The sequence below is a fragment of the Acetobacter conturbans genome, from assembly GCF_011516755.1.
Lineage (GTDB): Bacteria > Pseudomonadota > Alphaproteobacteria > Acetobacterales > Acetobacteraceae > Acetobacter > Acetobacter conturbans.
This window is the reverse complement of record NZ_WOSY01000009.1, coordinates 1-20,090: the sequence shown is the minus strand read 5'-3', so window position 1 is coordinate 20,090 and position 20,090 is coordinate 1. Positions and strand designations below refer to the sequence as shown.

Here is a 20,090-nt window from a genome sequence, read left to right as displayed (position 1 = left end):
CACAAGGTCGCGTTCTGACAATGCATACGTCTCCCCTGACCATCGTTCACGTTGGCGCGTTCATGACCGGACTGCGCGTGGGGCCGAAGCACTCCGTCCAGATCAAGCTTTCGAACGGTCTCATCCGGCGCGGCCATCTGGTACTCAATTTCGCCGACCGCGATGTGGCGCGCGCCACCGCACTCTTCGGAAGCCGCAAGTTCGGACGACGCGGCGTGAACCGGGCCCTGATCGCCTTCTGCCGTCAGCACAGGCCGGACATCCTGCTCATGGGACACGCGGACATGATCGACGCCGCGACGGTGGCGGAAGTGCGGGCCGTCGTGCCCGGTGTCCGTGTTGCCCAGTGGAACGTCGATCCTCTCTTCGAGGAGGACAATGTCCGGCGTATCCGCAGCAAGCTGGATGTGGTGGACAGGACGTTCATCTCCACCGCCGGCAAGCCGCTGGAAGAGATGCGGTCCGGCGGCCACGCCATGAGCTTCCTGCCCAACCCGGTCGATCTGTCCTGCGAGACCGGTCGGGCCGACCTGATCCGCGACCTGCCCAACGACCTGTTTTATGCCTGCGGCAATCCGGCTCGGCCTTTGCGGGAGATCTGCGGGCGTGCATGGAACATGGACGAGTTCATCGGCCTGATCGGGTCCCGGCTGCCCTCCCTGCGGATGGCGCTCGCCGGGATCGGCGGCAGGCCGCATCTGCACGGCGCGCGTTATCAGGACGTACTGGAATCCTGCGCTATCGGGCTGAACATGTCCCGACGCGCCGACTATTATCTCTACACATCGGATCGCATCGCCCATCTGGCGGGGAATGGCTGTGTCGTCGCGATCGAACGAGCGACCGGCTATACGGATTATTTTTCCGAAGACGAGATGCTGTTCTTCTCCAGTCTCGACGAACTGATCGAAAAACTCGGCCGGTTCTCCGCCGAGCCGGCCACCCGGATGCGCGTGGCGACCGCCGGTCGCGCCCGTTATATCGCGCGGTTCAATGAACAGGCCGTGGCGCAGTTCATGGTGGATGTGATCATGGGCGAGCGCGCGCCGGAGGATATGCCCTGGTGAGCATCGTGATCCCGTATCCGCCCGCACGGGGTGTGTTGCCCCGGCCGCGCGATCTGGCGCGTCTGTGGCGTGAAGACCGTCGCACGCTTCTGCATGAACTGCTGCTGCTGTTCATCGGGCTGGGCTTCCTGCTTCCGAACGAACCCATCTGGTCCGATGTGTTTTACGTCGGCATCCTGCCGCTTTTCGTGTGTGAGTGGTGGAAGGGTAGATTTCGCGCCGGTATTGAAGAATGGCCGAAGCCATTGCTCGCTGGCGGCCTGCTGATCGGATCGTTCCTGTTCGGAACCGTCCTCCATATGACGTCCACCCCGCTCCTGAAGGCCAGCCTCTTCTGGATGTGGAACATGGCCTGCACGGGGACCTTCGTCTTTCTGCTGGCCGATGCGTTCTGCGCCACACGCGTTTTCCGCGAGCGCTTGATGCAGGTGATGATCGGGTTCGGCGCCGTGAACGTGCTGATCGCGCTTGGTCGCCTCGCCTTTCGCCCGCTCGAATGGCAGGGGCATATCCTGCGCATGCAGGGATGGGGACTGACCCGTCACCCCATCCTCGGGGCCATCATCATGGGAAGCGTGCTGCTGATGGCGGTGCATCGGGGGCTCGCTACCTCCCGGTGGCGCTACTGGCTGGCTGCTGTCGCCGCGCTGATTTTCATCCTGCTTACGGGAAGCCGGGGACCACTGCTTGGCGTCCTGTGTGCCCTGCCGGTCATGCTTGGCCTGAAGCGGCCCAAAGTCGCGCTGGGCCTTGCTGTTGCCGCGATGGTGGCGGTCGCGGCCTTCTGGGTGCTCGACGGGAGTGTCGTTTCGCGTCTCGTGAAGGAGCAGTTGGGACGCGGAGATTCTCATCGTCTCACGATATGGAGCCTGTCCTGGCAGCAGATCAGGCAGGCGTTCTGGTTTGGTCATGGTCCGGCATGGAAGCTGGCGCGACCCGGCGAAACCTTCCCCCACAACCTGTTTCTCTCGACCTGGCTGTATGCGGGACTGGCCGGGGTGGGCGCGCTGCTGGCCTATCTTGTCATGGTCGGAAAAAGCCTGTTCGAGGCGCGGCATAAGGTTGAAATGCCGCTCTGCCTCGCCGTGCTCATTCACACCCTTGTCAGTGCGATGACCGATTTTGGGCAGGTCATCAAAGGCCCTGCGCCGATGTGGTACATATTCTGGCTGGCGACCCTGTTTTCGGCGTATATGGCTCCCCGAGGCCGGAGGAAGCCGTGATATTTTGGCAGGCGGACTGCCGGGGGGCTTGTGTTTCGGCTCCGGCTGGCTCATCTCCACAGATAATACAGGACCGCATGTGTCCTCTTTCTGGTCGGGCCGCTGCATTCCGCCTGCGCCCGGATCGCAGCATTTGAAGGAGACCGCCCATGTTCATCGAAACTGAAGGCACCCCCAATCCGAATACGCTGAAGTTCCTGCCCGGCCGGGACGTGACCGGGGACGCGGGCACGATCGATTTCATCGATGCTGACGCCGTGGCGGGTCGTTCGCCGCTGGCGGAAGTGCTGTTTGAGCTTCCGGGCGTTTCCCGCGTGTTCATGGGATCTGATTTCGTCTCGGTGACCAAGGCGGAAGAGGCCGACTGGGCGGAACTCAAGCCGCTGGTGCTGTCTACCCTCATGGATCATTTCGTCTCGGGTCGCCCGACGGTGGAAGCGGGTGCCGCTTCTCATGAAGATCCCGTGCAGCCGGGAGACGAGGAAATCGTGAAGCAGATCAAGGATCTGCTGGAGACGAGAGTGCGTCCCGCAGTGGCAAGTGACGGCGGAGACATCGTGTTCCGGGGTTATCGTGACGGGATTGTGCGTCTCAGCATGCAGGGCGCGTGTTCCGGCTGCCCCTCTTCAGGCGCGACGCTGAAGCATGGTGTTGAAAACATGCTGCGTCACTATGTGCCGGAGATCGTCACTGTCGAACAGGTTGTCGACTGAGAGAGTTGATTTTCGGGCGAGTTACTGCGCCCGAACAGACCGGCCCTACGGCTCCCCTTTTTTAAGTAAGGGGAGCCGTACTTCTTTCGGGGTGCGGGCATAAGGCTGCGAGACTCCGGCATGGAATGCCGCTGGCCACTCTTTTTCAGCGTTTTGCCCCCGGTCTTCTGACAGGCCGGGAGGCAGATACAAGACGAGGGGTAGCGTTCTGTGCGCCCTCAGAACTCCTCGTAAACCGCCGGGTCCTGTCCCTTGAGGCGTCCGTCAGGGCGCGCAAGCGTGGCGATGGCTTTCATGTCCGCGTCCGTCAGCGAGAAATCGAAGATCGCCTTGTTCTCCAGTTGCCGTTTGTGGCTTGTGGCTTTCGGAATGGGGACGCAATCCAGCTGGTGATGCCAGCGCAGAATGACCTGTGCCGGTGATTTATCGAGACGCTGGCCAATCTTTTCCAGAATGGGATTGGTCAGCAGATCGTTGGCGCGCCCCAGGGGACTCCATGACTGCGTGACGATGCCATGCTCTTTGTTCCACGCCCGCATCTCGTCCTGCGGGAAATAGGGGTGGAGTTCGATCTGGTTGATGGTGGGCAGCACGCCCGTTTCTTCCTTCAGGCGCGTGAGATGCTCGGGAAGGAAGTTGCAGACGGCAATCGACTTGATATAGCCGCGCTTCTTCGCCTCGATCAGCGCCTTCCATGCTTCCACATAGAGGCCCTGCTTCGGGTTCGGCCAGTGGATGTAATAGAGATCGTAGTAATCGAGCTGGGCACGATAAAGGGATTCCTCGATCGTCACGATGGCTTCGTCAAACTTGTGGTGGCGACCGGGTAGTTTCGAGGCGATGCGCAGATGCTCGCGCTTGTGACCGCTCTCGCGGACGGCCTGTCCGACGGCCCCTTCATTCTCATAGTTGAAGGCACTGTCCAGCGCATGATACCCGGTGTCGACCGCACTCTTCATGGCGGCAACACCCTCTTTCCCATTCAGCTTGTAGGTGCCGAACGTGATGGCGGGAAAAGTCAGTCCGTCGCTGAGGGTAATTTCGGGAATGATCATTGTTCGGCAGCTCCTTTGCAGAGAAGGATGGGTAATTCCTGATACGACATTCAGTTGGATCGCAGGCGCACCGTCAACACACCATCTCGTGCCAGCACTACGCCATCGCCAGTTGCGCGTTCTCTGATCATGAAAACCCTGAGGGCGGAGGATGGTTCCCTGCACAGGGGGCAGGGCAGCGTCCGTCAGCGCGTGCAGCCGGGGCGATGCCGGAGATTACGCGGCTTCGTCCACGATATGGCGCACCAGTTCCAGATCCGTCGGTTTATCCACGTCCACGGCGGCGCGACCATCAGGCATCAGCACGAACTTGCCTTGTGCGCCGGTCAGTTTCCTGATGCGGGCGAGAAGACTTGTCGTGTCGAGACGTCTGGTGACGAAGCGCAGGAGCACGGACGGGCCAAGAAGCCATCCCATGCGCAGCGGACGCTTTCGTTCTTTCTCGATCCGCTGCCAGAACTCCGCGACCCTGATCGAAACAGGGGTTCGGAAAAGGAAAAGATTGCAGCCGGAGAAGGAGAGATCGGAAAGCCGGATGAAAGTCCGGGCTGTATTGGGAACATCGCGCCGGATGGCCTCTTCCGTGGCGACACCGACAGCAACATCCGCAGTTCCGGCTCCGTCCAGAAATGCATCCACCCATGCGGGTCGCAGGAGCGGGTTGTCCGCCGTAGTGACCAGCAGAGGCGTGCCGTGAGCCCGCAGCGCTGCCAGCACGCTGGCGCTCGGTCCCTGCGCGGCGGGCATTGTCTCCACGTCCGCGGGAAGGATGCCGCTCAGCACGGCGGGATTTTCGATGCAGACGATGATTCGTCCCACGGCAGGCGTGGCGCGCAGCGTATCCAGCACATGGCTGATCATCGGCTTGCCGGCGATGGGGATCAGGGCCTTGTGCGTGAGGCCGGCGGCAACGGCCATCGGATCGGCGGCTCCCTGACGGGAACCGGCGAGGACAAGGGCCGTCAGCGGTGAATCGTTCACGCTGCGGTTTTCGTCGTGGAGCGGGTTGCGGAGGCGGGACGCGCACCAGCGGGCCGGTCACGTGGCGGCGAGCCTGTCAGCTTCATCACCCACGGATAACGCTTCGCCTGTTCCACCGTGTAGCCGAGATTGAACACGCTCGGGCTACGCGGACGAACACGGGCTTCCCCGTAGAAAGAGCCGAATGCCCGGTCCACCAGATAGCTGGTGATGCCGAAATTGCCGTCCTCGTCATGGAAATGATGCAGGACGTGCCAGGCTTTCATGCGCTGGATCCAGCGTGCCCTGGGCTTGTAGTTCAGGTGCTGGATGCAGTGAAAGAATTCGTAAATACAAGTGATCGTCACGCCCGCGCCAAACGCCGTCGCCGCAGTGCCCCATCCGCCGATCAGCCAGCCGACCGGAATGGTCACTGCGCCGATGGTCGGCAGCGTGGTCGCGGGGGCGCCGAACAGCACGTCCAGAAGATGCGGGTCCTGATGATGGTCGAAATGGATGCGCTTCCATAGGGAGGCGGTCCACTTGGACTTGTAGAGCCACTGTCCGTGCAGGATCCAGCGATGCAGGGAATACCAGACGACCGGATAGACCAGAGCCACGGCGACGATGGCGGTGGCAGTCGCCCCCCACCCGGCAAAGAGATACACGCTGAGGATGACGCTGACGACGATGAGCAGGAAATACAGCAGGATCGTGGGGTAGGTGAGGTAGGCGATCCAGAGCTGTCGCAGGTTCATCTTGCCAAGATCGAAGCTCCGTCCGGACCGGATGGTCGGATTCCGCAGGGTGCCACTCATTTGTCTTCGTTCCTTAAAAGCGCGGTGCCGGCGGCCAGTGCGAAAATGATAAGGCCGGGGACGGTCGCGACTGGAGCCGGCAGGAGGCCTGCATTCCCCATCGCGCGGAACATGCCCTGCACGATGATGAACAGCAGTCCGGCACCAAGGCACCAGACCGGCAACCAGCTCTTCAGACCAGTTCTGGGTGGTATATAGATCACCGGCATCGCCAATAAAAGCATGACGATAAGTGCGAGGGGTCGCAGGAACCGCTCGAACAGGGAGGCGCGGAGGAAGCCGGGCGTCTGGTTTGTGGCGAGCTGGCCGTGCAGCGCCTTCAGGATCATGCCCGAGGAGAGGGGACTCGAATCGAGGGAAAGACGCAGCATGTCCTGCGGTCCGAAGGGGTTGGTCCATGGTGTGTCGGGCGTGTCCTTCTCGTTTGCCGTCGTGTCGAGGTCGGCAAAAGAAATAGTCACGCAGTGGATGCCGGACAGGGTCCAGCCATGAGGGCCATGTTCGGCATGGGCGGCATGCAGCGTGCGCAGGAGATGGCCGTCCATCGTGCGATCATAGAGATCAATGTTGAACGCTTCCTTCCCTGCCCGCGCGATGTAGCCGACATGCGCCAGTTCACTGCCGGTCTTTGGCGTGCGGGCCGCGAGATCGACACAGGCGGAGGCCTGTCCGGCCGGGACATGAAACCAGAATGACCTGCCGTTGGACGGGACGGGGTTTGTGCGGTTCCACCAGGCGGCCAGCGCCAGTTCGGAGCGGGGGGTGATCTGATCTTCCAGCAGCACGCCGAAAAGCCCGAGGATGCAAGCCGCCGGCATCAGCTTCTTCAGAAACCCGAAAGGCGAAAGACCGGACGCCCGCAGAATGGCCACTTCGCTGGAAACGGTCATCTGGGTGAACAGCACCAGTCCGCCGATCAGCACGCTGAGGGGGAGGGCGGTCTGCAACATCGCGGGCAGATGCAGCACCATATAGGTCAGCACGCCTTTGATCCCCAGATGTCTCTTGAGGATTGGCGTCATCTGCTCAAGGAGCGCGAGGATTTCCATCAGCGCGATGAGGATGCCGCAGCACATCGCCGTCCGCGAAAACAGGGATTTGGAAAAATAGCAGAGCAGGACTCTGCGGGGGCCATGAGAAATGGCAGGGGCGGTCATGCTGCATTTCCCGGAAGGGGTGCGCTGCGCGGTGCGAGCGGGCGCACCCGCCGGATCGGCAGGATCTGGGCGCGAAACAGCAGCAGAAGGGTGCAGGTGATGCAGAACACCAGAGACGGCAGCCAGATGACCAGCAGGGGTGTGGCCTTGCCGTTGGCCACCAGACTCTCGCCGAGTTGCAGGATATGGTCATAGGTGACCAGCACGAGCACCGCGAGTGCAAGCCCGGCGCTTCCGCGCTTGCGTTTCCCTATGACGGCCAGCGCTACGGCCAGAATGGGGATGAAGGGGATGGACAGGCTGCGGGCCAGACGGAAGTGAAATTCCGCACGCAGGCTGGGCAGTGAGATATCGCCGTCTGAATCGCTCCCGAAGGCCGGGGAGGCATCCGTGTCAGGTTCCGCTGTCGGTTCGATGAGGTGGTTTTTCCTGACAGCCTTGATCTTGCGGGCCAGCTCCCGGGACGTCAGTTCCCGTTCGTCGTCTCCGCGCCGCCGGAACGAGGTCGTCTGGGTGCGGCTGATAAGCCGTATCGCATGGTCGAATGTCGTGACGGTGGCCTGTACGTTGGGCCTCGTTGTCAGGATCGAACCATTGAACAGCTCGATCTGCACCTCTCCATTGGCCGCATCGGTCCGCAGCGTGCCATGTTCCGCCGTGATGTCGCGCTCCCTGTCATCACTCAGGTCGCGGATGAAGACGCCCCGGAGATGCGAGCCGGCCTGATCGACGTGATCGGCTGTCAGCATCAGTTTCGAGGACGGCACGGCGAACATGCCCGACTGCAGGACAGGCGCCCATCCGGCGTGGCTGGCGAAATAGAAACCTTCGCGGAACTGGTAGCGCGCATGGGGCTGGATGAAGCCGTAAAGCAGCACGGACAGCAGGCCGATCACCGCACCCGTGAGGGCGAACGGTCTGCTGATGCGGGCGAGGGAAATGCCGCTGCTCATCAGAGCGTCGATCTCGTCGCCTTCGCTCATGCGTCGGATGACGGTGAAAACCGACACGCACAGAGCCGCCGGCATGGCCAGCCCCAGATAGTGCGGCATCAGGTCAGCCAGCAGCTTGATCAGCGTGAAAAAAGGACTCGCTTCGGAGGCGAGGATGTTCAGCAGAACGAGCAGCCGCTCAAGGAGGAGCGCAATCAGGACGACGGAGATGGCGATGAGAAACGGCGGAATGGTCTGGGCAAGCAGATAAATGTCCAGCGTGCTCGGACGCAGCCACGAAGGCAGGCGGGCCAGTGGGGGCCTGTAATGGTCGGTCGGCGGCGTGGTCGTCACGGAGCTGGCTCTCCGAAAGCGTTGGCGGCACCGGTTACGGGGCGGTCGAAGCGCCAGGTGCGGAATGTATGCAGCCGTCCGTCGGGGGAAAGGCGACGCGCTTCCACCGTCAGGGTCCATGCGGTGGCGGCATCGGCCTTCTCGACGGTGATGCGGTTCCATCCGGCTGCCCGGTCGAGCCGATGACCGGGGCGATGGGAGGCCGAAGTCACGCCGATGACCGGAATGTCGCAGCCGGGCAACGTGCTGACCGTGCCCTGATGGGAGTGACCATGCAGGACCATTTCCGCTCCGGCCCGGCGGACAGTCTGCGCGAAATGGTCAGCATGCCGCAGCGCCTTGTGCCACAGGACCATATCCTTGCGGGGCGGATGGTGGATCATCACGATCCGGCACAGACCCTCTCGCCCGGTGGCGCGCAGGATCGTGGCCAGCTTGTCCTGCTGGGCTTCACTGACGCAGCCGGACGCAAAGAAAGGCAGTGTGGGGATGCCGGAGTTGATGCCGATCAGCGCTACATCGCCGACTCTCAGCACCCTCGGGGTGTCCGGATCCGTCAGGCCGCCTTCGATGCCCCAGAGGCCTGGCCCGTCTTCCCATGGAGCTGCCACAAGCATGTCGTGGTTGCCGGGAATGACCAGACGCGGAAAACCGGTGTGGCGCAGCCAGCGGGCGGCCGTCAGGCATTCGGCCCGCGTGCCGAGATTGGTCAGGTCCCCGGCGATGGCGAGCGCATCGGGCTGGTGCGCCACGATGTCGCGCATGACAGCGGCGAGGGGACGCGACTGATGGATACGGCGACGGTTGCCGAGCCATGACAGGAGACTGATGGCGCGTTTGTTCATCAGTTCACTGGGCGTCGGCAGGCCTTCGAGCGGCAGATGCGGATCGGACAGATGTGCCAGAACGGCTGACAATGGCGCTGTTTCCTGACCTGCCTGAGCAGACGCGTTGATAAAGATCAGAGCATCCGATTGTCGGAATGCTCCCATTCAGTGCATCGATCCATCAAACCGCGCGGCCGATCAAGGGGAGGTCCCTTCAATTATTTAGGCACGGTTGTTACGAACGCGTGGGAGCGCCCCGGAAATGTGACAACTCCGCGGTGGCCGTCTATAGGACGCCGCTTGTCGGGAATGGGCCGTTTCAAGCGGTCGCGTCGAGAGAGCGGATCACGCATTGCCTGCACGAGTTGCCCTGATTCATAATCCGCGAAGTCGTCGCAATGTGCGGGACGATGGCCGGTTTGTCGCCGAGGCGCGCAAGGCGCTGGGTTCGCTCTTTGTCTGTCCGGCGAGTCATGATGCTCTCCGCCCGGCCGTTGCCGAACTGGCCCGTCAGGATGTGCGCGTGATCGCCGTGAATGGCGGGGACGGCACGGTCAGCGACGTGATCAGCGCCGTGCTTGAATTCTATCCCGCTGATCATCTGCCGGCCCTGTCCGTATTTCCTTCGGGAAATACCAACCTGATTGCAAACGATGTCGGCTGCACCCTGCGCGGCATGCCGGCCCTGTCGGCGCTGAGTCATCGCGCACGGACAGGGACCCTGCTGGATGACGTGTCCTGGCGTCAGCCGGTGGTCGCCTCATGGCCCGACCCGGACCGGCTGCCCGTGGCGGGCATGTTCTGCGGGCTGGCGGCCTTCACCCGCGCCATCGAACTGGCCCACAACCCAGCTATTCTGGAGCGGTATTCCCATGATGCCGCGATCTTCGCCACCCTGCTGTGGGGCTTGCGTCTGTTTCTACGGAAAGAAACACGCCATAGCTGGATGGGGGGCTCCCGCATGACCGTGACGGTGGATAACGATCCGCCGGATTCCCATGCACGCTTCCTGTTTCTCTGCACCGGCCTGCATCAGCTTTCCCGTGGGGTATGGCCTTTCTGGCTGGATGACGCGCCGCGCGGAGGGCTGATCTATCTCGACATCACCGGCAACCCGCCGGGGCTCGCGCGCGGCCTGCTGTCGGTGCTCCGGGGACGCATTTCCGGCCGGTTGCGGGTATCGAAGGCCTATCGCAGCGGGATGGCGGCTTCGATCCGGATTGAAACGCAAGACCAGCTTGTGATGGATGGCGAAGAGCTGGACCCCGGGCCGGAGGGTGTCCTGTATCTGAAAGAGGGGCCGCGCATGGCCTTCATCCGGTGCTGAAGAAAGCTAGAAAGGCCCGGGATCTGGCCGCCAGCCGTGCGGCCGGGGTGGTCGCGCACACGGTCGTCGAGGAACTGACGGGCCCGGTTCCCCCCCTCATCACGCAGTTCGTCGAACGGATGGTGGGCGAGACCCGTCCGGTCGGGGTACTTTTCTATGGCTCTCTGGTGCGGGCCGTCACGAAGGGCGATGCCAGCGCGGACACGCTGTCAGAAGGTGTTCTCGATTTCTATGTGATCGTGGAGCGGCAGGCAGACTGGCCGCGCGGCTGGCTGGCGCGGATGGCCAACGCCCTGTTGCCGCCCAATGTCGAATATCACGAGCAGCATGTGGACGGACGGACGCTGCGGGCCAAGGTCGCAATCCTCAGCCTCGCGCAGTTCCGTCGCCTGACACGGCCGGAAAGCCGGGATACGACCATCTGGTCGCGGTTTTCCCAGCCGGTGCGGCTGGTCTGGGTGCGGGACGCCGATGCAGCGGACGACATTCTGCGCTGCGTCATCCGAGCCGTAGGCACTGCGGCACGCTGGGCGGCGGAACTGGGACCGAAGCAGGCAGCGCCGGAACAATACTGGGAGGCGCTGTTCCGCAAGACCTATGCCGTGGAACTGCGGGTGGAGAAAAGTGGCCGTTCGCGTAATCTTCTGGAGGGTGAGGAAGGTCGTTTCGCCCGTCTCCTGACCGCATCCTGGGTAGCAGGCGGGGTCGAGGCGTCGGTGTTGCCGGATGGTAAAATCGCTCCCGAGATTCCTGCCGCAGAACGGGCGGTTGCCCTGCGACGCTGGGCGATGCTGGGCCGCCTTGGTCGCCCCCTGAATGTGGCGCGTCTCGTCAAGGCGGCGTTCACGTTTGCGGGAGGAGCGCGGTATCTGGTCTGGAAGATCCAGAGGCACAGCGGTGTCATTGTGCCGCTTACACCGTTTGCCGAGCGGCATCCGATCCTGTGCGCGCCCGCCGTACTCTGGCGGCTGGCCCGCGCGGGCGTGTTTTCGCGTACGAGCTGAGCGGCGACTGTTTCTCCTGCCATGCCGAATGATGACGGGTGAGCCGATGGAGACCGTCGGACGCTTCCATGCAACGCTCTGGCGGCCGCATTCTATGGGACGGCCATCACAATGATACGATATCGATCTGATCTACGGTCGATTTCGAACGTGACGGCCCCTGAAGCCACGGGTGAATCACTCGTGGCGGTCGGCGAGATAATTGCAGTCATGGCGAAACGTTTTCGGGCATATCGATAGAAAATCGACGGCGGATTCATCATGCGGAGAAGACACGGTCATGACGAAGCAGCCTAACATCCTTATACTGATGGCGGACCAGTTGACGGCCCGGGCGCTCCCCGCTTACGGCAACAGGGTGGCGAAAACCCCCCACCTGAATGCGCTGGCCGAACGCTCCGTCATCTTCGAAAATGCCTACTGCAACATGCCGCTCTGTGCTCCGTCCCGTTCGGTCTTCATGTCGGGACGGCTGGCATCCCATACAGGCGCGTTCGACAACGCAGCCGAGTTCCCTTCGCGGACCCCGACTTTCGCGCATTATCTGCGTCTGGCCGGCTATGAGACCATCCTGACCGGAAAGATGCATTTCTGCGGCCCCGACCAACTGCATGGTTTTGAAACGCGCCTGACGACCGACATTTACCCGGCGGACTACAACTGGACGCCGGACTGGTCCAATTTCGGGGAGCGACTCGAATGGTACCACACCATGAATTCGGTGACGGAGGCCGGGTGGTGCATTCGCACCAACCAGATCGATTTCGATGAGGAAGTCGTGTTCTCGGCCCGGCAGAAGCTTTTCGACATGGCGCGCGACCCCGGTCATCGTCCGTTCGCCATGGTCGTCTCGCTGACGCATCCGCATGACCCGTTCACCATCCCTGACCCGTGGTGGAGCCGGTATACGGACGAAGACATCGACATGCCGCGCGTGCCATCGCTCCCCGAGTCCGAACGCGATCCGCATTCCCAGCGCCTGCGCCACGTCAACGGCATGGATCTGCAACCTGTAACGGAAGAGCAGGTTCGCGCCGCGCGGCGGGCCTATTACGGCGCCTGCTCATTTGTGGACGACAATGTCGGTGTCCTGATGGAGACGCTGAAACAGACCGGTTTCGATGACAATACAGTGGTCATCCTGCTCGCCGATCATGGAGAAATGCTCGGCGAGCGGGGCATGTGGTACAAGATGTCGTTCTTCGAAGGCTCAAGCCATATTCCACTGATGGTAAGCTGGCCCAAGGCTTTCTCTCCTCACCGTGTGAGTGAATGCGTGTCTCTGGTGGACATCCTTCCGACGCTGGCGGATCTGGCGGGAGCATCCGCGCCAGAGCTTCTCGCTGTGGATGGTCATTCCCTTGTCCCATTCTGTTCGGGACAGCAGGGTCATGACGAAGTGCTTGGCGAATACACAGCCGAAGGCGCGCTGGCTCCTGTCCTGATGATCCGGCGCGGCGATGAGAAATTCATTTATTGCCCGATAGATCCGGATCAGTATTACAATCTGAAGGATGATCCGGACGAACTCCACAACCTTGCGGCGGAACCGGCCTGCGCGGATCGGGTCAGGGCGTTTCGTGAGGAGATCCACGCGCGCTGGGATGTTGCGAAACTGACCGACGCCATCAGGCTGAGTCAGGCCGAACGTCATCTCGTCAACGGGGCGCTTGAGACAGGGGTCAGGACATCATGGGACCATCAGCCTGTCCGCGATGCCGCTTCCATGTATATCCGGAGCCACATGGATCTTGAAGATTTGGAGAAACGGGCACGCTTCCCGACAGTCTCACCTTAAAAAATATCCCCCGACGGTCTATGATGGTTGCGTTCGAGGCTTCGTAGGAAGGGGGCGGCATGGAAGTCTGTTCAAATCTGTTGCTCCTTTGTCGGGACTCTGGCCCAAAGGATGACCGGCGCACCGGTTTCATCCCGGCATCTGGTGCGTTCCGGCCCCGCAGGTCAGCATGACGTTCCGTGCCGCACGGAGTGTCCAGAGACAGAGATGACAGGTAACCGGGTCAAAAGACGTCACACGATATCGCTGGTGGGAAGATACCTGCGTCTCAAGCCATCTTTCATCATCATTATTGCCATGCTGATTGGTGTTTTTTCGGGTCTTTCTGTCGTTTTGATCAAGACGTGCGTGTATTACATGCATGAGGGACTGTTCTTCGGCGGGGCGGGTTTCGGGCATCTGTCCGGGGTCCCGAAAATAACGGTGGTACAGGCATCGGTCCCGCTTGTCGGAGGGCTTCTTCTTGCCCTCTTCGGGATGATATTCGCCCGGTATGTTCACACGAAAATCGTCGATCCCGTGGAGGCGAATGCGCTTCACGGAGGCCGCATGTCGGTCCGGGATTCGTTCTATATCGGCGGCCAGACGCTGATTTCCAATGGAGCAGGCGCTTCTCTCGGACTGGAGGCGGGGTTTGTCCAGATCTGTTCCGCGCTGGCCAGCCGGCTCGGTCAGATGCTGCGTGTGAATCGGTCATATTTGCGGATGCTCGTGGGGTGTGGAGCCGCCGGAGCGATAGCGGCCGCTTTCGATGCGCCCTTGACCGGAATATTCTACGCTCTGGAACTGGTGATGGGAGCGTACACCTTATCCATGGCCGTGCCGCTGACCGTGGCCGCGCTTTCCTCCGCCTGCATCGCCAGACTGGTGCTGGGCAGCGATGTCCTGATCGATGATTTTCCGAAAATCCATCTCTCGTTCACGGATTATGTTGCAATCATCTGTCTCGGTTTTTTCGCGTCGTTGACCGCCATCTGCGTCATGAAGGGGGTCGCGTTCACCGAATCCCTTTTCCGAAAATGGGCGTTCCCCTCTTTTGCGAGGCTGGCGGTCGGAGGGGGAATGGTCGGTGCGCTGGCGCTGGCTTCCCCGGTCGTTCTTTCTTCTGGTCACAGCGCGACATATCATATCCTGCAACATGGCCTTCCCCTGCGGGAGGCCGCCCTGCTTATCCTGCTGAAGGCATGTGCCTCCTCCATCTCCATCGGTGCGGGATTCAGGGGCGGTCTCTTTTTCGCATCCCTTCTGCTCGGGGTTCTGTGTGGCAATCTGTGGTACGACCTGCTGCTTCAGGTGCATATCCCCGTGTCCGACGGTGTGCTTTATGGCGTCGCAGGCATGTGCGCCTTTGCGGTGGCCGTGGTCGGTGGCCCGTTCACCATGATCTTTCTGACGATAGAGACGACGGGAAGTCTGCCTGTTCTGGTGGCCATCCTTACGAGTGGCATTGTTTCTGCCCAGACCACACGGTGGCTTTTCGGATATTCGTTTACAACATGGCGCTTCCATCTCAGAGGCGAGCGTATTCGCTCTCCGCTGGATGTGGGGCGTGTGCGGTCCCTGACGACCGAACGGCTTATGCAGCGCGATCCTGCATTCCTTCCCGCCGATGCGACAGTCGGAGAAGCACGCAAGCGCTATCCGGATTTTTCACCACGCCATATCGTTCTGACTGATCGAAAAGGCGCGTACGCGGGGATCATCGATTCCGGAACTTTGCATGAATCAGGTCTGGATGAAGGAAGTCCCGTTGCGAACCTCGCACGCGGGCGCTTCGATACACTGACTCCCTGCATCCCATGCCGGGAGGCGCTCAAACGATTTCAGGCGGCCAAACTTCCGGCCCTTGCCGTCCTTGATGACGAACGCAGCGGCCATGTGGTCGGACTTCTGAGTGAAAGATATGTCCTGAGACGGTACGCGGAACAGGTGGACCGAAGCTGGCAGGAACTCACCGGCGTGACGCGGGTGGACTGATCGCAGGCACAGAACGAGGGCGGGGCGACAGTCAGCGAGGACTGGATTTGAATCCATCCGGCTCTGTGCGGTCATGTGTGGGAGGGCGACTGAATTCCACGCCATAGGCCCTCGAGAAATTGGTGCGGCTCTCAAAACCGCAGGCAATGGCAATATCGGCAATGGCCATGTCCGTTTCCCGCAACATGGTGCGTGCCCGTGCAAGCCTGATCTTCCGGTGATGCTGGCTGACACCCCATCCGAAATGAGCATGGAACAGACGTTCCAGATGACGGGCGGAACACAGCGCGGTGCGCGTCAGTTCTTCAATTGTAATCCGGCGATCGGTAATGCTTTCCATCATGGTGATGGCGCGGACCAGTATGCGGTTATGCGAAGCGTGTCCGCTTTTTAAAGGAAGTTTCTGTGCGGCGGCGGCATGTCTGATCGTTGTGTGGATGAACTGCTCTGAAACGCGTCGCGCAAAAGCCGTTCCTTTCAGGCGGCTGATGCGATTGAGCATCAGATCGATCGACGCCGTGCCACCAGCACAGGTAAAAATGGTTCCGAAATCTTCAAACAACTCGGAGGATGCCTGCATACAGGGAAACGCCTCTGCAAAGGCTGGCAGGGCTTCCCAGTGCATTGTCATCCGGATGTCCTGCCCCAGACCGGCTCGGGCAAGAAGGAAGGCGCCTGTATCAAGTCCGCCCATCTGGACACCCGCACCGGCCAACCGCCGGATGATCGGGTCGGAAGAGCGAGGGAAGCCGTTCAGTGGTGAAAACCCGGAACACACGATCAGCCAGTCCAGCGGAAAGGTCTGGTCAGACACAATATCCGACAGAGATCCGTCCGCCGCCATCAGCATGCCGTTCGAAGCGGGAACGGCCGTTCCGTCCTGTGAAATGACTTTCCATTCATACAGAGACTGTCCGGCAAGACGATTGGCAACACGCAAGGGTTCCGCCGCGCACAGGAAGCCCAGCGCGGAAAAACGGGGAACGAGCAGAAAACCGATACGACACGTCATGAGGGCATAATAGAGGACCAGATTCGATACGGAAACGGCACGAATTAATACTTCGCGATTCGATTCAGGGCGCACAGTCAGAAACGGAACCTGAGCCTCTCCCTGAGGGATCAGGGAAGCGCACTGCCTTTCACACCGGATGATTTGCTCCATGAAATCAAGCCTGTTCATTACCTGCGCAGTAACGGGAGCCGGCGACACGGTTTCCGGTCACCCGAATGTTCCGGTCACTCCAAAGGATATTGCCGAATCCGCCATTGCTGCCGCCAAAGCCGGTGCCGCGATCGCGCATATTCACGTCCGCAACCCGGAAACCGGACAAGCCGCGCGCGATGTAGCCTATTACCGGGAAGTCGTTGAGCGGATCCGTGACGCCGATACGGATGTCATCATCAACCTGACGGCAGGCATGGGCGGCGATCTTGTGCTCAGTTCGGGCGAGTCTCCTCTCCCCCCCGTGGCGGAATACACGGACATGGTGGGGCCGACAGAGCGTCTCATGCATGTCGCTGAACTGCTGCCGGAAATCTGCACACTTGATTGTGGCACAATGAACTTTTCGCTCGGCGATTACGTCATGGTGAACACACCCTCTATGCTCAGGGAAATGGCGCGCCAGGTGCAGGCCCTTGGTGTGCGTCCCGAACTGGAAGTCTTCGACACGGGCCATCTGGTCTTTGTGAAACAGTTGCTGAAAGAAGGCCTTTTGGATCATCCGCTGATGATCCAGCTGTGCATGGGGGTTCCATACGGGGCTCCGAACGATCTGCTGACCTTGCAGGCGATGGTGGCCCAGATGCCGCCGGACTCGGTCTACAGTATGTTTTCCCTCGGTCGTTTCCAGTTACCCTATGTTGGTGTGGCGCCGATGATCGGCAGTAATGTGCGTGTCGGGCTGGAAGACAATCTCTATCTGTCGCGAGGAAAGCTGGCGACAAATGCCGAACTTGTCGGACGTGCGGCAACCATTCTCACGGCCATGAATGTCGAGATCATGGGGCCGCCGACGGTTCGTGATCTTCTCAAACTCCGCAAGCAGGGCTGAGCCATGAGCATTGAAAAACCTGCCGTGAAACGGGCGGCGCTGATCGGAAGCGGTGTGATCGGTGCCGGATGGGCAGCGCGCTTCGTGCTCAACGGGATTGACGCCGTAATTTACGATCCTTCGGGGGATTCGAAAGCCCGCGCCAAAAACATTCTGGACATGGCGCGGACCGCATGGGCAGCCCTCATGCCGGGAGTGCTTCCCAAAGAAGGAACGCTGAGTTTCGTCGATTCCATAGAGGCTGCGGTGCAGGATGTGGACTTCGTGCAGGAGAGCCTGCCGGAGACTGAGGATCTCAAACGCAACGTTCTCGCCGCAGTGGATGCTGTTCTCCCGCCGCATGTCATCATAGGCTCATCCACTTCGGGGTTGCTTCCTTCCCGGCTACAGTCCGGGCTGAAACATCCGGAACGCTTCGTCGTGGGGCATCCTTTCAATCCCGTTTATCTTCTGCCTCTTGTTGAAGTCTGTGGTGGTGACCTCACATCTGCGGCGACGAAGGAAACTGCCGCGGCATTTTACAGTTCCATAGGCATGCAGGTGCTGCATGTTCGCAAGGAAGTCGATGGTTTCATCGCTGATCGTCTTCTGGAAGCGCTTTGGCGTGAAGGATTGTGGCTGATCGAAGAGGGAGTTGCCACGACTTCCGAGTTGGATGACGCGATCCGATACGGGGCCGGTCTCCGCTGGTCGTTCATGGGCACTTTCCTGACATACAGGCTTGCCGGTGGCGATGCCGGCATGCGTCATTTTCTGGGTCAGTTCGGTCCCGCCCTCAAGCTGCCGTGGACAAAGCTGATAGCGCCGGAACTGACGGACGAACTGGCAGATCGCATCGCGACCCAGTCGGATGAGCAAGCTGCTGGTGTCGCGGTGAGAGATCTTGAGATTCTTCGCGACGAGGCGCTGGTCAAGGTGATCCGCGCCCTGTCATCCGTGGGGACAAAAGGATATGCCTCGGGAGCGACCCTGAACGCATTTTCATCCCGCTTGCACAAAGAAGAAACAGCGAATGCAGTTGAAGCTGAGTCTTCTTTTGTCAGCTGGAAGGGAGGTGTTTCTCCTGAATGGATAGACTATAACGGCCATATGACCGAACACCGTTACCTTCAGGTGTTTGGGGAAGCGACTGACGGCGTTCTGTCTCTGATCGGCGCGGATGAAGATTACGTAAGATCTGGCTACAGCTTTTACACAGTCGAGACGCACATACGGCATCTTGGTCAAGCCTACGCCGGTATGACGCTGGAAGTGCGAAGCCGCATTCTGGATAGCGACGCCAAGAGACTTCATCTCTTTCATACCATGACGGTGCAGGGATCAGATGATCCGATCGCCACAGCCGAGCATATGTTGCTGCATGTTGATTCCGTGAAAGGAAAAAGCTCTCAGATTCCGAATGCAATCCAAATCAGGATCGAACAGACCAAAGCACTTCAGGCTGAACAACCTACTCCGGAAGCCGCAGGCCGCAGCATAGGAATCCGTCGTTCTGTTTGATCAAACAGATACGATTGTTTCATGAAAACTCATTTCTTTGTAAAAATGATATGAGTTGCAAACCGGTCTGGAATGCCGACTTATAGAGATCAAGGGACGACCCGGCTATCACCTGTATCCATCGGAATGGAATATGATCAGAGAATTGCATAAGAGAAACGTTGAAAATATCAATCTATGCATAAGAGGAGTCATTTCTTTTGTTATGGCTGCTTTTATTCTCTGCGCAACAACCTTTCCGGGAAGAGCAGATGAGCCGAGATCCTGTTCCACCGTGCGTATTGCAGAAGCAGGGTGGTCAGATAACGCTGCAGCCAATGGTATTTCTGCGACAATTCTCGAAGGAATGGGGTATAAAACTGAAATTCCACTCCTCAGTATCGCCATGGCCTATGTATCAATGCGCAATAACAAGATTGACGTCTTTCTGGGCAACTGGGATCCTGCTGGCATGGGAACCATTCAGCCTTTTCTTGCAGATGGTTCGGTAAAGCAGATTGCAGTCAATCTTTCCGGTGGTCATTTCACGTTTGCTGTTCCGGAGTACACTTGGAAAGAGGGCTTGCAGAGTTTTGAGGATCTGAAAAAATGGGGACCAAGACTTGATAACAAGATCTACGGACTTGAATCGGGTAATGCCGGAAATCTGCTCACGCTGAATGCGATCAAGCATGATCTTTTCGGACTTTCTCAGTTCCACCTTGTAGAAAGCAGCGAACAGGGAATGCTGGGTACGGTTGATCGTATGATCAGGCAACACAAGCCGGTTGTCTTCCTTGGTTGGGAGCCGCATCCGATGAATGAGCGATTTGCAATGCATTATCTGAGCGGTGGTTCCTCAATATTCGGTGCAGATAATGGATCTGTTGTGCATACGGTTGTTCGTAAAGGATATGAGAGCGAATGTCCGAATGTAGTGCGACTTTTCGAGCAGCTGCATTTCTCTATTTCTGCCGAAAACACTCTTATGGGAGAAATCCGGGATAAGCATGAAGCACCAAAAGCTGCGGCTCTTGTCTGGCTCAAGGCTCATCCGGAAAATCTGGAGCCCTGGCTCGATCAGGTAACCACTCTCGACGGCAAGCCTGCTCTTCCGGCTGTAAGAGCTTTTCTTGGACTTTCTCATTAAACAAGACGAGTCGATATGTTTTCTTAATGCCGTCTGTTTTCTATCGGATTTAGCGGATCGTCTTCTTCTGTTTTGCTGTCATTGGGCATTATTATTTTTGGAGTGAGTGATGTCTGATTATACCGGTGGACTTCAGGATGAGCGGTCTCTGCGTGAGGATCTGGCGGCGGCGTATCGTCTTATTGCCCATTT

Annotated in this window: 17 protein-coding genes; 10 read left to right on the top strand and 7 right to left on the bottom strand. The window is 59.7% G+C overall.

The genetic code is table 11. The annotated features are described in order from the left end of the window. Positions 1-20: 20 nt before the first annotated feature. The 3 genes from GOB81_RS10390 to GOB81_RS10380 all read left to right on the top strand — a co-directional run bounded on the left by GOB81_RS10390 (position 21) and on the right by GOB81_RS10380 (position 3,003). The gene (locus GOB81_RS10390) at positions 21-1,067 is read left to right on the top strand and encodes a glycosyltransferase family protein (RefSeq protein WP_173570360.1); all 1,047 of its coding nucleotides are present in this window, start codon (positions 21-23) and stop codon (positions 1,065-1,067) included. Next, positions 1,064-2,290: an O-antigen ligase family protein gene (locus tag GOB81_RS10385; RefSeq protein ID WP_338421350.1), complete on the top strand. Its 1,227-nt coding sequence runs from the start codon at positions 1,064-1,066 to the stop codon at positions 2,288-2,290. Before GOB81_RS10390 ends, GOB81_RS10385 begins: the two co-directional genes overlap by 4 nt. A 149-nt stretch (positions 2,291-2,439) precedes the next feature. Beyond that, positions 2,440-3,003, top strand: a complete 564-nt coding sequence (locus GOB81_RS10380) for a NifU family protein (protein WP_173570359.1) — start codon at positions 2,440-2,442, stop codon at positions 3,001-3,003. 218 nt (positions 3,004-3,221) lie between these two features. Here the strand turns inward: GOB81_RS10380 and GOB81_RS10375 are convergent, their stop codons facing one another. The 6 genes from GOB81_RS10375 to GOB81_RS10350 form a co-directional block, all read right to left on the bottom strand. Next, positions 3,222-4,058 (bottom strand): aldo/keto reductase, encoded by an 837-nt coding sequence (locus tag GOB81_RS10375; protein ID WP_173570358.1) that lies wholly within the window; start codon positions 4,056-4,058, stop codon positions 3,222-3,224. A gap of 216 nt (positions 4,059-4,274) precedes the next feature. Next, entirely contained in the window at positions 4,275-4,976 is a 702-nt protein-coding gene (locus tag GOB81_RS10370; RefSeq protein WP_194299880.1) for a nucleotidyltransferase family protein, read from the bottom strand. Positions 4,977-5,035: 59 nt separating this feature from the next. After that, positions 5,036-5,836, bottom strand: a complete 801-nt coding sequence (locus GOB81_RS10365; RefSeq protein WP_173570356.1) for a sterol desaturase family protein — start codon at positions 5,834-5,836, stop codon at positions 5,036-5,038. Then, a complete protein-coding gene (locus GOB81_RS10360; protein WP_173570355.1) occupies positions 5,833-6,993 on the bottom strand; it encodes an LptF/LptG family permease in 1,161 nt (386 codons plus the stop codon). Before GOB81_RS10360 ends, GOB81_RS10365 begins: the two co-directional genes overlap by 4 nt. Beyond that, positions 6,990-8,279: an LptF/LptG family permease gene (locus GOB81_RS10355; RefSeq protein ID WP_173570346.1), complete on the bottom strand. Its 1,290-nt coding sequence runs from the start codon at positions 8,277-8,279 to the stop codon at positions 6,990-6,992. The genes GOB81_RS10360 and GOB81_RS10355 overlap by 4 nt, the downstream gene beginning before the upstream one ends. Then, complete coding sequence (locus GOB81_RS10350; protein ID WP_173570354.1) at positions 8,276-9,196, bottom strand: metallophosphoesterase family protein; 921 nt, start codon at positions 9,194-9,196, stop codon at positions 8,276-8,278. The genes GOB81_RS10355 and GOB81_RS10350 overlap by 4 nt, the downstream gene beginning before the upstream one ends. A gap of 262 nt (positions 9,197-9,458) precedes the next feature. Between GOB81_RS10350 and GOB81_RS10345 the strand changes: the two genes are divergently transcribed. The 4 genes from GOB81_RS10345 (at position 9,459) to GOB81_RS10330 (ending at position 15,212) form a co-directional block, all read left to right on the top strand. Further along, positions 9,459-10,433, top strand: a complete 975-nt coding sequence (locus GOB81_RS10345) for a diacylglycerol/lipid kinase family protein (RefSeq protein WP_173570353.1) — start codon at positions 9,459-9,461, stop codon at positions 10,431-10,433. Then, positions 10,427-11,437 carry a hypothetical protein gene (locus GOB81_RS10340; protein ID WP_408736924.1) on the top strand — a complete coding sequence of 337 codons (1,011 nt, stop codon included), beginning with the start codon at positions 10,427-10,429 and terminating at the stop codon, positions 11,435-11,437. Before GOB81_RS10345 ends, GOB81_RS10340 begins: the two co-directional genes overlap by 7 nt. 280 nt (positions 11,438-11,717) lie before the next feature. Next, positions 11,718-13,235 carry a choline-sulfatase gene (gene betC / locus GOB81_RS10335; protein ID WP_173570352.1) on the top strand — a complete coding sequence of 506 codons (1,518 nt, stop codon included), beginning with the start codon at positions 11,718-11,720 and terminating at the stop codon, positions 13,233-13,235. Positions 13,236-13,442: 207 nt separating this feature from the next. Then, the gene (locus GOB81_RS10330; RefSeq protein ID WP_173570351.1) at positions 13,443-15,212 is read left to right on the top strand and encodes a chloride channel protein; all 1,770 of its coding nucleotides are present in this window, start codon (positions 13,443-13,445) and stop codon (positions 15,210-15,212) included. Positions 15,213-15,243: 31 nt separating this feature from the next. Here the strand turns inward: GOB81_RS10330 and GOB81_RS10325 are convergent, their stop codons facing one another. Next, positions 15,244-16,377 (bottom strand): GlxA family transcriptional regulator, encoded by a 1,134-nt coding sequence (locus GOB81_RS10325; RefSeq protein ID WP_173570350.1) that lies wholly within the window; start codon positions 16,375-16,377, stop codon positions 15,244-15,246. Here GOB81_RS10325 and GOB81_RS10320 point away from each other — a divergent pair. The 3 genes from GOB81_RS10320 (at position 16,376) to GOB81_RS10310 (ending at position 19,898) form a co-directional block, all read left to right on the top strand. Beyond that, complete coding sequence (locus GOB81_RS10320) at positions 16,376-17,269, top strand: BKACE family enzyme (RefSeq protein ID WP_173570349.1); 894 nt, start codon at positions 16,376-16,378, stop codon at positions 17,267-17,269. The two genes, GOB81_RS10325 and GOB81_RS10320, sit on opposite strands and share 2 nt — an antisense overlap. Positions 17,270-17,272: 3 nt before the next feature. Further along, the gene (locus GOB81_RS10315) at positions 17,273-18,769 is read left to right on the top strand and encodes a carnitine 3-dehydrogenase (protein ID WP_173570348.1); all 1,497 of its coding nucleotides are present in this window, start codon (positions 17,273-17,275) and stop codon (positions 18,767-18,769) included. Between the two features lie 133 nt (positions 18,770-18,902). Continuing rightward, complete coding sequence (locus GOB81_RS10310; protein ID WP_173570347.1) at positions 18,903-19,898, top strand: glycine betaine ABC transporter substrate-binding protein; 996 nt, start codon at positions 18,903-18,905, stop codon at positions 19,896-19,898. Positions 19,899-20,090 lie beyond the last annotated feature (192 nt).